The organism is Arthrobacter sp. Cza30, from assembly GCF_059090765.1.
The window spans coordinates 467,963-481,637 of the sequence record NZ_JBNHGA010000003.1 but is presented as its reverse complement, the minus strand read 5'-3'; the positions used below and the strand labels follow the sequence as shown (position 1 = coordinate 481,637).

Genomic DNA, 13,675 nt, shown 5'->3' with positions numbered 1-13,675 from the left:
CGAAGTCGAGCAACGTTCGGTTTTATGGGGAGTGCACCGTTCTCAGCAGAACATCCAGATCGCCCAGAGCAGCACCGCAGGGGGAATACGTGAGATCGCCTCGTGAAGGAATGACAGGACTGCGCCCGACCAGGAGACGAGGCGCCTGGCGCGAGGAACGGTTCTCGCGCCGCGCGCGCGTGATGGCCGGAATCGGTGCCCTCGCGCTCGCGACTTCGGTGATCGCCAATGTGGCTGTGTCGGCACAGCCCGCGCACGCCGCACCCGGGGACCCGTTCGATCCGGCGGACCCCTACGTCTTCATCGCGCAGAACGTGCCCACGGGCCTCTTCCGAGCACAGACCGACGGATCAGGGGCGATCTCGTTCTCGCCTGAAGGGCCGACGGCTGACCTTCAGTACAACGCCATCGGCTACAACCCAGCCGACAACTACATCTACGGCATTTCCCACACCGCCAACGCCTCGATCCCGGCCGCCTCGCTCATCCGCATCGGACAGGGCGGCGTGGTGACACGCGTCGGATCCGCCACCTACTTCGGGTCGCACATCGGCACGTTCGGACCCTCGGACGGCTACTTCTATACGAACGGGCCTGCCTCTTCGAGCCTGCAGGTGATCGACGTCGCGACGGGCGCAGTGGTGCGGAACACTCCACTGACAGGTGGTGCGCTCGCCGGCGCGGACTTCGCCTACGCCAGCGGCTACCTCTGGACGATGGGCGGCGGTTTCATCAGCCGCACCGATCCCGCCACCGGCGCCACGGCGCGATGGGCGATTCCGTTCGCCACCGACCCTGCGGACGCGGCGGGCGCGGGATGGACTTTCGGGAACGGCAACCTCGGCTTCTCCTACAACGGATCGGGGACCGTCTATCAGATCGCCGTGGCGAATGCCGGAAGCCCCACTCCGACGTTCACTCTGGTCGGCAGCACCGCCGGCCCGGCAAGCACCAACAACGACGGCGCCAGCTCGCTCGGCCTGCCCACGGACCTGGACATCGTGAAGACAGGACCGCAGGCCGTCGTCCCCGGCAGCACGGTGACCTACACGCTGACGATCACCAACAACGGTGGCGGGAATTCGAGCGGCTTCGTCGTGGACGACATCGTCCCCGCACCCCTGACGAACGTCGTCACCACCGATGACGGCTGCTCCGTGACCGGCAACGCCGTCCGGTGCGTCGGCGGCCGCTTGTTGGCCGGGAGCTCGGTGAGCTACACCATCACGGCGTCGGTTCCTGCGGGCCTGGACGCGGCCGTCGAGAACACGGCGACGGTGACGTCCAACGAGGAGGACCCCACGCCGGGGAACAACACCTCCACGAGCACGAGCCTCCCCGCCGGCCTGACGATCGTGAAGAACGCCGGTGACCCGACGGACATCAACGGCAACGGCATCACCGACGCAGGCGACACGATCCAGTACACCTTCGACGTGACCAACATCGGCGCCGTCACGGTCACGGGCATCACCGTCAACGACCCGCTCGTGGGCACGGTGACCTGTCCGCAGGACTCGCTCGCTCCCGGCGCCGACCAGCTGTGCGCCGCCGACGACGTCTACACGATCACGCCCGACGACGTCGCGAGTGGTTCCGTCGAGAACTCGGCCACCGTCACCGGTACGACGCCGGACGGCGAGGAGTTCGAATCGACGCCGTCGACTACCTCGACACCGACGACGGCGCCGGCCCCGGGCATCACGGTGGTCAAGTCCGCTGACCTGCAGGACGCGACCTACGAGCCGGGCCAGGAGGTGACCTACAACTTCGTCGTCACCAACACGGGCAATGTTCCGCTGACCGGTGTCACGGTGAACGAAGGCGCGTTCTCGGGCACCGGTGACCTGTCCGCCATCGACTGCCCGGCGAGCACACTGGCCGTCGGCGATCAGCTGATCTGCCAGGCCACGTACACGCTGACGGCGGCGGATGTCGACGCCGGCGAGGTCACCAACTCGGCGACGGCCACCGGTACTCCCGTGGGTGGGACGGCCATCACCTCTGCGCCCTCCGAGGTGACGGTGCCGACGCCGGCCGCTCCGGGGATCTCGGTCGTCAAGACCGCAGCGCCCGGCACGGTCACCACGGCGGGGCAGACCGTGACGTACTCGTTCCTGGTCACCAACACCGGCAACGTGACCCTGACCGATGTCGCGGTGGAGGAGGTGGAATTCACGGGAGCGGGCGAACTGTCCGCAATCGAGTGCGCCACGACGACGCTGTACGCGGGACAGGTCGAGGTCTGTGAGGCCACGTACACGGTGACGCAGGCAGACGTGGATGCCGGCACGCTGACGAACACGGCGACGGCCGGAGGTACGCCTCCCGGAGACCTCGACCCGATCACGTCGGAGCCGTCGAGCGCCACAGTCCAGATCACGCAGTCGCCGGCCCTGTCGGTCCACAAGACGGCGGACGTCGAGGCGGCCGAGGTCGGGCAGTCCGTCACCTACTCGTTCCTCGTGACGAACACCGGCAACGTGACGATCACGGATGTGGCCGTCAACGACACCGACTTCTCGGGAACGGGGGAGCTTTCGGCGATCGCGTGCCCGGCCGACATCGCCCTCGCGCCCGGAGATGACGTCACGTGCACCGCCACCTACACCGTGACGCAGGCCGACATCGACTCCGGCGAGCTGACGAACACGGCCACCGTGACCGGCACGCCTCCCGCGGGCGACCCGGTCACCTCCGTGCCGTCCACCGCGACGATCACCACTGACCCGCTGCCGTCGCTGACCGTCACCAAGACGGCGGACGTCGATGAGATCACCGCGGCTGGACAGGTTGTGACCTACTCGTTCCAGGTGCGCAATACCGGCAACGTCACGGTCACCGATCCGACGGTTCACGAGGGCGAGTTCTCCGGTCGAGGCGAGCTGTCGGCGGTCACCTGCCCCGACGGTGCATCCGTGCTCGACCCGGGCGAGTCTGTGACCTGCACGGCCACCTATACGGTGGTCGCCGCGGACCTCGCGTCCGGTCGCCTCAGCAACACGGCGACGGTGAGCGGTCTGCTGCCCGGTGGCGGCTCGGTGACCTCCGACCCGTCGACGGCTACGGTCACGGTGAGCGCGCCGCGGCCGGCAGGACTTCCTGCCACCGGTGGCGAGGTCGCCGGTTCGCTGGTCGGCGCCGGAATCCTGCTGCTGGTGCTCGGCGGCGGCATCCTGACGGCGCTGCGCCTCCGACACCGCCGTGGACAGGCATAGTCGCGGAACTCACACCCTCCGGTGGGGTCGGCTCCTGAGGGGCCGGCCCCACCGGCGGTTCAGGGCGGGACATCCGAGAAGTTTCCGGACGGAGGCGAAGCGCCCGCGATGTGGAAGCTGCCCAGTCGGAGCCGCTAACGACCGGTGCCGTCGCCCTCCATGCCTGCGAGCAGTTCGTCGAGTTCGTCCTCCTCGGGCGCCGCCGAAGCCGGCGCTCCGACGCGCCGCACCTGCGCCACTGCCTCCGCGGAGGGGCGGCTTCGCCACACCAGCCAACCCAGCGCGAAGAGAACGACGGCGAGGATCGCGTACTGCCCGCTGCTGGACATCGCGAAGCTCGCGACGTCGTACTCGCCCCCGGGAAGCGCGAGCTGTCCTGCAGCGACGGCCTCTTGAACGGCCTGCTGGACGTTCGCGAAGCTCCACACCGCGTACCCTGCGACGAGCGTCGCGAGCGCGGCGAGCATCGCCGCGCCGACCGTCGCACCGGCTCTAGCCGACAACATCCCGATGCTCACGTCCGGGCTCCCGACGTCCGGATGGACCCGAGTCGGCCGTTCTGCATGCCGAGCACCTCGTCCGCGATCGCTGTCACCCGACGAGAGTGGGTCACGATCACAACGCATCGGTTCTCCTCGTGCGCCAGACCGGTGAGGATGCCGAGGATGTCGTCCTCGGTCTCCCCATCGAGATTGCCGGTCGGCTCGTCCGCGATGATGATCGACGGGTCATGCGCGAGCGCACGGGCGATCCCGACCCGCTGCTGTTCACCTCCGGACAGTTTGAGAACCGTCCGATCCGCCGTCTCGCGGTCGATGCCCACCCGTGCGAGGAGTTCGTAGGCGTGGTCGCGCTTGCCTTTGACCCTGCTGCCCGAGATATGCATGCTGAGCACGATGTTCTGTACTGCCGTGGCATTGGTGATCAGGTTGTACGCCTGGAAGATCACACCGATGCCCCGCGCGCGATACGCATCTCGGTCGATGCTCTTGAGATCTTCCCCCTCGAACAGCACGCGGCCGCTTCTGCTGACGTCGAGGCCGGCGACCAGCGAAAGCAGAGTCGACTTGCCCGAACCGGACTTCCCGACGATGGTGTAGACCTTCCCGCGATGAAAGCGCGCCGTCACATCACGGAGGACGTCCCGCGCCGCGCCGTCGTAGCGGTAGGTGACGCGTTCGAGTGCCAGTGCAGTCATGTCAGTTCCTCTCCTGCAGGATCTTGATGGGCTCGTACTTGGTGATGCGGCTCAGCGCGATCAGCCCGGCGAGCGTCGCCAGAATCAGCGCGAGCCCCGAGATCTGTGCGACGGTGAGCGGCGTGAGAGCAACGCTCAGCTCGGTCAACGGGTCCGCGTCGACCGTCGTTCGCGCTCCGGGAAAGAGACCCGGCGGCGAACCGGCCTGGTTCTCGGCCTGGGCGCTCTCCGCCGCCGCGATCTGACCGGCCAGAAGCGCATCGGTCACAGGCTGGGCCACGACGACCCCGGTGAGCATGCCGGTGGCGGTGGAGAGGACGGTGACGGCGAGAATCTCGAACCACAGGCCTAGGCCGACCCGGGTCTTCTTCATGCCCATGGCGCGCAGAACGCCGATCTCGTACTTGCGCTCGCGTATCGCGATCGAGCTCAGGAGGGCGATGATCACCCCTCCGAAGGACAGGACCACGATCATGAATGTCGCCGAGATCGTCTGCAGATTCTCTACGGGACCGACGATCCTGTCGTACGTGGCCGAATCAGTGGTGACGTCGAAGACCTCGGGAAGTCCTTTCGAGCGGACCTCCTCGGTGAACGCTTCGAGCATGTCCGGCTCTCGCAGGAAGAATGTCGCCTCGATGCGCATGCCCATCAGCCCACTGACGTAGTTCTGCAGGACGGTCTCGTAGGTCGTGAGCACCTCATTGCGACGATTCGTGAAAGCGTTCTGCTGCGGGGACGAGCCGTATTCCTCCGTCAGATCGTCGTACGTCCCGACCACCGTCAACTCGTATGAGATCGATTCGACCGCGGCCGTCTCGAGGTTGTTGAGTTCGCCTGAAGCGGTGAGGGTGTCACCGACCTCGAGGCCGTTGAGGTCGGCGAGCTCGGCGCTGACCAGCACCTCTCCCAGCTCGTCGGGAAACTCGCCCGTCGCGATCGCTCGCGTGCCGTCCTCGAACTCGTCGAACTCGCCGCCCTGCAGGGACTCCATGTACGCCATGTGCTCTGACTCGGGTATTCCGGCTCCCCCACCCCCGGCGATCATCATCCCGGTTCCACCCCCGAGATCGGCGTCGACCGCGGTGATTCCGTCGAGCACGATGCCGGTGCTGGCTGTGTACTCGGCGTCGGCGAGGTACTCCGACTCCCCGTACGCGAGGTACTGATCCGCATCGATCGTCGGCATGGTCATCCGCACCATGCCGTCGGTGCTTTCGGCCATCGCCTCCTCGCGGACCTTTTCCATATTGGGCTGGAACCGCACTTCGGAGCTGAATCGCTCCTTGTAGTCCGCGATGATCGCGGACGAGGTGGCGCTGATCATCAGAGCGATCACGCTCGCCGCGATCACGACCAGCATGATCGCGGCGAGCAGCGCGTTGCGCCCCTTGTGTCGCCACACGTTCCACAGCGCGTTGTGCAGGATGTACATCCGGTCGCCCTCCCTCGTCTCAGTGCACGGGTGTCGTGACGAGGCAACGGTAGGAAGCGAGGATGAAGCCGATGTGAGACGGGGATAAGAGAGTCTTAGCCGCCCGCCGGTATTTCGAGAGAGAACTGCGCGCCCCCACCTGGGCGGCGCTCCACGGTGGCCACCCCACCGTGGAGCTCGGCCGCCTGCGCCACAATGGCGAGCCCGAGACCCGAGCCCATCCGGTGGCGTGCGGCGGCGCCTCGGAAGAAGCGCTCGAAGACGCGCGGCAGCTCGTCCGGCTCCAGTCCGTGACCTCGATCGCGCACGCGGATGCGCACGCCGGCCTGCGTGCGACGGATGTCGACGTGAACCTCGGCGCCGGCGGGGCTCGCTTGGATGGCGTTCCGCGTGAGGTTGGCGATCGCTCTCTCGAGCGTTCCCGGTCGTACTGTCGCTCGGACCGGGTCACCGCTGATGCGGACCTTCACCGAAGGGTTGATACGGCGAGTGCGTTCGACGGCGCGTTCGACGAGGGGCAGCAGCTCGGCGTCGGTGACGGCCTCCGGCTCCGTCGTGCCGCGGGCGAGGTCGACGAGTTCGGCCACGAGATCGCCGAGGCCCGACACCTGGGCGTCGAGATCGCGGAGGACCTGTCGACGCTCCGACCGGGGGAACGGCGGAGCGTCGTGATCCTCCGATCGGGCGAGCAGGCCGAGATCGTTCCGGAGCACGGCCAGCGGCGTCCGCAGCTCGTGGCTGGCGTTCTCGACGAGGGTGCGCTGTTCCTGTCTGGCGTGTTCGAGTGCGGCGAGCATCTCATTGACCGAATGCGCCAGCCGACCGATCTCATCGCGTCGTCCGGGCGGAATCCGGATCCGCTGGCCCAGGTCTTTGGTCTGACTCACCGCTTCCGTGGCCGCCACCAGTCGACCTACCGGGCGCAGCGCGGACCGCGAGATGAGCCATCCCAGCACGGCGGCGAGCGCGACGCCCACGGCGGCGGCGGTGCCGAGTGACCACGTGACGCGAGCCAGCGTGGCATCGATCGTCTCGAGCGGTTGGAACAGCTGCATGATGGATCCGTCCGGCATTCCGGCTGAAAGCAGCCGGTAGGGCTCATCGGCGAGCGTCACGGTGCTCAGCAGATGCTCCCCGGGTTCCGGTTCCGGGGGATCCCACGAAGCGTCATCCAGGGCCCCCGTCAGCTCATCGACGGCGACCTGGCGCGTGACGTTCCCGTCCGGTCCGATGAGCCGCAGCCCGATGAGGTCGTCCTGCACCAGCCGGACGAAGCGCCGCTCGAGGTCGCCCTGTTCGGGCAGGGCGGCGGTGAGCCCCACGATTCGGTCGGCGTTGGTCGCCCGGCCCAGCAGCCGCTCATCGATCTCGTCGAGCATCGCCGCGCGGATCAGCGACCAAGCGATGATCGCGGCGGCCACGATCGTGAGCGCGACCGCGCCCGAAGTCAGAACGATGAGACGAGTGCGCAGGCTCATCGCGGCACGCGAAGCACATAGCCCACTCCGCGGACGGTGTGGATGAGCCGGGGCCGGCCGCGCGTCTCGAGCTTGCGTCGCAGATAGCCGACATACACCTCGACGGAGTTCGACGTCGGATCCAGATGCCCGCCCCACACCAGGTCGTAGAGCTGCGACCGCGACAGCACATGACCGCTGTGCCGCATGAACATCTCCAGCAGGCCGAACTCGGTGCGCGTGAGCGACAGGGGCTCGCCGTCGAGGGTGGCTTCCCACGTCGCGGTGTCCAGACGCAGCGGCCCCGCCTTCAGATCGCGACTGCCGTGCGCGTCGACGTTACGGCGACGCAGAGCGCGAAGACGCGCGAGGAGCTCGTCGTACGCGAAGGGCTTGACCAGGTAGTCGTCGGCGCCCGCATCCAGACCCGACACGCGATCCCTCACGGCGTCGCGCGCCGTCAGCATGAGCACAGGCGTCCGGTCGCCGGCCGACCTCATCCGTCGGCAGACCGCGACCCCGTCCAGTCGCGGCATGGTGACATCCAGGACCACGATGTCGGGCGGACGCGCAGTCAGCATGGACAGGGCCTCCTCGCCGTCCGCGGCGGTCTCGACGTCGTAACCCTCGAAGCGGAGCGAACGCGTGACCGACCGCAGGAACGCCGCCTCATCGTCGGCAACCAGGATGCGCACGCCGCGATCATCGACCGCGTGGTTATGAGACGGATAAGAACGAGCCATGCGCGCCGTGAAGGTGCATGGGCCAGCCGGGTATGCCGATCTCGGCGGAGCTGGTGACCACACTGCGGGACAACCGCCGGACCGCCGAGGTGACTCTAGTCAGGCTGGGGGCTCGGCTCGCGCCAGCGACGGCCGGCCGGCGGTGGCGACGATGGGCAAGGTCGACCTCGCTCATCGGACAGCCCCGGGGCTGGCTGAGTTTGCGCGGCTTACCCTGGAGCACGCGCTGGTGCCGGAGGCAATCGCCCACCGGAGTGAGCCCATCAGTGCTGAGGGTTGCGTTTCAACGACTCCGCTATCCCAATGGGGAATGTCAGCGCTTCCGAACAGCCCGCCAGAGCGCGTCCCGCTCAGCGAGGCTGATCTGGCCCGCTTCCACGAGTCGATCAAGCCACGGGTTGACCGTGCCCGCCCATGACGCATCCCCTCGGCGAGCGGTGGGGAAGAGATCCTGAAGCGTGCACCCTGTCACCAGGAACCGATTGCGCACGGAGGTCGTTTCGCCGAAGAGGGTCACGAACTCGCGCGTGTCAGGCTCGGGGCACGGCGTGGCCTCAGGAGTGAACTGCGCGAGATTGGTGTAGTTCGTGAATCCCTCAGGCCGCGTGGTCGTCCAGAAAGTCTCATCCGGCGACAATTCGAGCCGATGAGTTCGACCGTCCACGACGACGCGCGACGTGAAGCTGAGCGGGTCGATCGCGACGATGGACTCGCCGGCGCTGGCATAGAGGTAGCCGTTCCTGTGAAACCAGAGCTCTCCGCCGCCGAACGCCGTCGCGCGCGGGACGCCCAGGTCGAGCGTTCTCTCCACCGCAAACGTGTCAATGTCAACCTCGAAGAGCGTGCTGTCGGCGAGGCCGAACAGGCGCCCGTTGTGCACCGCCAGGGCGTTGATACTGTCGGCGCCCGGCACGGGGATCGCGGACCGCAACACCGTCTTGGTGTCGTCGTTCCACTCAACCAGCGACGCATCGTCGGCGGCCGGCTCGGTACCGGTCCCGCCCGCATTCGAAGAGCCCGCGAAGACTCGCTCGTCAGCGAAGGCGAGTGACGCAACCGTGTGATCGGGGATGACGTTCCGATAGACGTCGACTTTTCCCGTTGCCGGATCGAGGACCGCGATGGAGCCGCCATGAAGCCCGTAGTCGGGGTTCGTTCCAAACCAGATCCGCCCGGAATGCTCCTTGGCCTCGACGGGTCGGATCTGACTGTGCTCCCCCTTCAGTTCCGTGTGGGTGACGGGATCCGCGCCGGCTTCAGAGACGCTCAGCAACGCACCGTTCGGATAAGTTCCCGCGTGAACGGTCCCGTCCACCAGGGTCCAGTCCTCGACCTGACCCAGGCGGGCCACAGCGGTCGCCGTCCCGGCCGCCACGTCCCACCGGCTGGTGTTGCCGTTGAGGAAGGCGTTCACGAGGACTTGGGATCCGTCCTGCGTGGGGAGGATGTGCTGCAACGGAGAGGGTGCTGGATCGATGGCGAACTGCAGTCGTCCCCACTGTCCGCTGTCGATGTCGAGTCGGAAGCCCCCGCCCGAGTAGTTTCCGGCGAGCGCGTACAGGACGTCGTGACCGTTCTCGATGGTCCAGCCGTAGCCGATCAGGGCTCCGCGGACCGTGGAGTTAGCGCCAGTGCGCGCGACGGTGTCGGACGCCGTGTCGTAACGGACTACTTCCACGCTGTTCTTGCCGCTCACGACCTGTGTGCTGCTGAAGTACACTCCACCCTGCTTGGCTTCGGAGACGCCTCGAGCCGAGAGCGGGTACGCGGTGTGGGCGATGCCGGCGGACACGTCCGTGAACGCGATCTCCTCACGAGTTTGCGCGTTCACGACACGGAAGTAGCCGCCCCAGTTCACGAACACCCGGCCGTCCGCGTAGTCCAGATCCGAAACCGATGTCACCGGTTTCGGAGCATCCGCAAGTTCGATCTCGACGAGCTCCTTGTTCGTCAGATCGAGCCGATACAGATGAGCGGCAGGCTGAGTTCCGATCCACAGCGCGTGGTGATCCGAGTCGTACACGACGCGGGAGTACTGCACCCGCTCATCGGGGATGCGTACTCCGAGGTCGGTGAAGCCCACACCGTCGCGGTACGACCAGACGGTCGCCTCGGGGTACGAGCCACCGTAAACCGTCCCGTCTGGCGCGACCGAAAGTCCGTAGAGATACGTTGCGCCGCCAGGAGCGCGGCCGAGGTCGGCCATCTCGCCGGAGACCGGATCCCAACGAAACAGGCGGCCTTCGTAGAAGGTCGCAATGTACGCGCGACCGTCCGGCCCAACCGTCACCATGGGCGCGCCGGATGCGCCGGGCATCGTATGGCGACCGAGCGACGTATTCGGACCGTTTCCGACGGTCGACATGTTGAGTTGGGCGTTTTCGCCCATCGGAGCGGCGTATGCGGCGAAGCGACCATCCGGCAAGTGCCCGAAGTCTCCCTCCACCACCGTGAGAGAACTGATGGGGGACCCGAGGTCGACGAATTCTCCCGCCGGAGGCGGAGGCGAAGGCAGATAGTCGAGCGACGGATCTTTCTCGCTCGCCGCTGCCTGGGCGGGTGGCAGGAGGCCGATCAACAGTGCGATGGAGGAGAGGCCGACGATAGCGGGGCGGGCGAAGCGGATGAACAAGTCGGCTCCTTCAGATGGCAGGGGCCTCATTATCACCGCTCGTTGTGCATATTCCGCAAGGGGTTCGAGGGTTTCGACCGCAACCTACCGGAGGGATCTGAACAAATCGCTCAGAAAATTGACACTTCGCTGTGTTAATCGCGCTCCCGGGCGGCGCTCGGCGTAGCCCGCGTCCGAGCGCATGGGAGCCGGCAAGCGAGGCATCCGTCCCCGGCCTCGCGAACCGGGACATGCGTGGAGCGCGGTCCTGCTTCACCCGCTCGGATCGTTGACCAGGCGGCCCAAAGTACAGTGTGGAACTGCTCTTTCGAGTGAGGCGAATCGAGTTCATCAGTCCGCATAGCCGACTGCCGCGATATCGCAGCAGTCGTCCTGCGGAAAAAACGAAACCCCCGCGATGTAGAAGCTACGCGGGGGTTTCAGTGGCTCCGACCGGCATCGATCCGGTGACCTTTCGATTTTCAGTCGAACGCTCTACCAACTGAGCTACAGAGCCGCGCGGCATCCGTATCGATTGCTCGACGCGATGTCACGTCCTAGACGAAAGGCCCTCTTCGAGAAAAGGGCCCGTCGCTCGGAGCGACCCTGACGGGACTTGAACCCGCGACCTCCGCCGTGACAGGGCGGCACGCTAACCAACTGCGCTACAGGGCCATGCTTATTGAATTGTGGGCGTGACCCCAACGGGATTCGAACCCGTGCTACCGCCGTGAAAGGGCGGCGTCCTAGGCCGCTAAACGATGGGGCCGGGTGAACCCGGGGGCTCACTCACCGAGGGTCAAGCATACGCAATCACTCGGCGAATTGCGAATCGAGCGCGTGGCGCGCTTGTGCCGGTCCATCCCCGGCGCGACACTGGCGGGAAGCCGCGCCTGGAGCTGAGCAGCGGTGCGTCGAAAAACCGGTTGCGCCTGTGACTGATGTTGCTAGTGTGAACGGGTTGGCGTAAAGACGGGAGGACCGGTGAACGCCGAGAACGCCCTCGACGAGTGCGGCTGCGCGCCGTCCGCACGCGAGCGAAGCATCCTGTGGCCGACGATGAGCCGGCGTAGCGCCCTCGGTGTCGGAGTCATCGGACTCGCCGCCCTCAGCGCGCTCGGCGGCCCGCTTGTGGCTCCCGCGTTCGCTGCCAACTATCCGTCCTGGCCCGACGTCGAGCGCGCGAAGGCCAACGAGGCGGCCAAGGCCGCCGAGATCGCCAGGATCCAGGGACTGATCGCCGGCCTCGAAGCCGACGTCGCGGCGAAGAATCAGGCCGCGCAGCAGGCATCCGACGAGTTCTACGTCGCCCAGCAGGAGTACTTCGACGCCGCTCTGCGCGCCGACCAGCTGCAGGAGGAGGCCGACAAGCAGGCCGCCGCGGCGCTGGAAGCGGCGAACAAGGCCGGACGCGTCGCGGCGCAGCTGTACCGCAACGGCGGTGACGACACCTCGCTCGAACTCTTCTTCGCCGGGTCGGCGGCCAGCGCCGACGACCTGCTCGCGCGCCTGGGCACCATGGACAAGCTCGTCCAGCGCAACCAGGCCGTGTACGCGCAGGCCGTGACCGCACGCGACACGGCCAAGAGCCTCAGCGACCAGGCGGAGGTGCAGCGCGCCGAGCGCGACCGCCTGCAGAAGATCGCCGAAGACAAGATGGTCGCCGCGCAGCAGGCCGCGGACGCCGCGCAGGCGGCGCTCGAGGAGCAGAACGCCCACAAGATCACGCTGGACGCGCAGCTCGCCGCTCTGCAGGACACGACGGCGAAGACGGTCGCAGCGTACCAGGAGGGTGAGCGCATCCGCCGCGAGGAGGAGCGCCGCCGCCGCGAGGAGGAGGAGCGTCGACGCCGCGAAGAGGCTGAGCGCATCGCCCGCGAGCAGGCTGCCAACGCCGGAAACGGCGGCGGTGGCGGCGGCGGTGGCGGCGGCGGTGGCGGCGGTGGCGGCGGTGTCGTCGGCTCCGGCTGGGCGCGCCCGTCGTCGGGATGGCGCAGCTCCGGGTACGGGCCCCGCTCGCAGGTCTGCTCGAACGGACGCTGCTCCAGCAGCTACCACTACGGCGTCGATCTCGCCGCCGGCTGCAGCGCGGGCATCTACGCGGCATCCGCCGGTCGCGTCGTCTACGCCGGATACAACGGCGGCTACGGCAACTACATCAAGATCGACCACGGCGGCGGCATCGGCACCGGCTACGCGCACATCCGCCCCGGCGGGATCTTCGTCGGCTACGGCCAGTGGGTTCAAGCGGGCCAGCTCATCGGGAGCGAGGGGAACACCGGCAACTCGTACGGATGCCACCTGCACTTCGAGGTCTATGTCAACGGCGGCACGACGAACCCTGCCCCCTTCATGGCCGACCGCGGCGTCTGGCTCTAGGGACAGCCCCGCTTGAAACGACGAAGAGCGGATGCCTCGAGGCATCCGCTCTTCGTCGTTCCAGCGATCAGAGCGAGTTCGGCGCGACGCCCTCACCCTGGGTCTTGGTCTGGCCCTCGTGCTCGGCGAAGCGCGCGAACGCCTCGTCCACGAGACGCTCGGCCTCAGCGGCGCTGGCCCACTCGTCGACCTTGACCCACTTTCCGGGCTCGAGGTCCTTGTAGTGCTCGAAGAAATGCGCGATCTCCTTCTGGGTGTACTCCGGGATGTCTGCGACGTCCTGGATGTGCGTCCAGCGCGGGTCCTTCGCGAGCACCGCGACGACCTTGTCGTCGCCGCCGGCCTCGTCGCTCATCTTCAGCACGCCGACCGGCCGCACCTTCGCGAGGATGCCGGGCGCGAGGTCGTGGTCGAGGAGCACCAGCACGTCGAGCGGGTCGCCGTCCTCGCCGAGGGTGTTCTCGAAGAAGCCGTAGTTGGTGGGGTAGCCCATCGGCGTGTACAGGATGCGGTCGAGGAACACGCGGCCGGTGCCGTGGTCGACCTCGTACTTGATCTTGCTATTGCGCGGGATCTCGATGACGGCGTCGTACGCGCCCATATGGTGCTCCTTCGGAAGACGGTGGGATGCCGC

At 67.2% G+C, this 13,675-nt stretch carries 9 protein-coding genes and 3 tRNA genes; 2 read left to right on the top strand and 10 right to left on the bottom strand.

Features of this window, described 5'->3' with window-relative positions:
- Positions 1-110 precede the first annotated feature (110 nt).
- On the top strand, positions 111-3,218 hold the full coding sequence (locus AC5RVZ_RS11775; protein WP_494065938.1) for a DUF7507 domain-containing protein: 3,108 nt from the start codon (positions 111-113) through the stop codon (positions 3,216-3,218).
- Positions 3,219-3,352: 134 nt separating this feature from the next.
- On the opposite strand, the gene AC5RVZ_RS11770 is transcribed toward AC5RVZ_RS11775, so the two are convergent.
- From AC5RVZ_RS11770 to AC5RVZ_RS11730, 9 genes are all read right to left on the bottom strand, one after another.
- Positions 3,353-3,736 carry a hypothetical protein gene (locus AC5RVZ_RS11770; RefSeq protein WP_494065937.1) on the bottom strand — a complete coding sequence of 128 codons (384 nt, stop codon included), beginning with the start codon at positions 3,734-3,736 and terminating at the stop codon, positions 3,353-3,355.
- Complete coding sequence (locus AC5RVZ_RS11765) at positions 3,733-4,416, bottom strand: ABC transporter ATP-binding protein (protein ID WP_494065936.1); 684 nt, start codon at positions 4,414-4,416, stop codon at positions 3,733-3,735. Before AC5RVZ_RS11765 ends, AC5RVZ_RS11770 begins: the two co-directional genes overlap by 4 nt.
- 1 nt (position 4,417) lies before the next feature.
- Complete coding sequence (locus tag AC5RVZ_RS11760) at positions 4,418-5,851, bottom strand: ABC transporter permease (protein WP_494065935.1); 1,434 nt, start codon at positions 5,849-5,851, stop codon at positions 4,418-4,420.
- Positions 5,852-5,946: 95 nt separating this feature from the next.
- Positions 5,947-7,329, bottom strand: a complete 1,383-nt coding sequence (locus AC5RVZ_RS11755; protein ID WP_494065934.1) for a HAMP domain-containing sensor histidine kinase — start codon at positions 7,327-7,329, stop codon at positions 5,947-5,949.
- Complete coding sequence (locus tag AC5RVZ_RS11750) at positions 7,326-8,003, bottom strand: response regulator transcription factor (protein WP_494065933.1); 678 nt, start codon at positions 8,001-8,003, stop codon at positions 7,326-7,328. The genes AC5RVZ_RS11755 and AC5RVZ_RS11750 overlap by 4 nt, the downstream gene beginning before the upstream one ends.
- A gap of 361 nt (positions 8,004-8,364) precedes the next feature.
- Positions 8,365-10,683, bottom strand: coding sequence for a hypothetical protein (locus AC5RVZ_RS11745; RefSeq protein ID WP_494065932.1), 2,319 nt, complete (start codon positions 10,681-10,683; stop codon positions 8,365-8,367).
- Positions 10,684-11,106: 423 nt separating this feature from the next.
- A tRNA-Phe gene (locus AC5RVZ_RS11740) sits at positions 11,107-11,179 on the bottom strand.
- 84 nt (positions 11,180-11,263) lie between these two features.
- Positions 11,264-11,337: transfer RNA gene (locus AC5RVZ_RS11735), tRNA-Asp, on the bottom strand.
- Positions 11,338-11,358: 21 nt separating this feature from the next.
- A tRNA-Glu gene (locus tag AC5RVZ_RS11730) sits at positions 11,359-11,431 on the bottom strand.
- A 215-nt stretch (positions 11,432-11,646) separates the two neighbouring features.
- Here AC5RVZ_RS11730 and AC5RVZ_RS11725 point away from each other — a divergent pair.
- Positions 11,647-13,041: a peptidoglycan DD-metalloendopeptidase family protein gene (locus AC5RVZ_RS11725; RefSeq protein WP_494065931.1), complete on the top strand. Its 1,395-nt coding sequence runs from the start codon at positions 11,647-11,649 to the stop codon at positions 13,039-13,041.
- Between the two features lie 67 nt (positions 13,042-13,108).
- On the opposite strand, the gene ppa is transcribed toward AC5RVZ_RS11725, so the two are convergent.
- Positions 13,109-13,642 carry an inorganic diphosphatase gene (gene ppa, locus AC5RVZ_RS11720; protein ID WP_494065930.1) on the bottom strand — a complete coding sequence of 178 codons (534 nt, stop codon included), beginning with the start codon at positions 13,640-13,642 and terminating at the stop codon, positions 13,109-13,111.
- Positions 13,643-13,675: the final 33 nt, after the last annotated feature.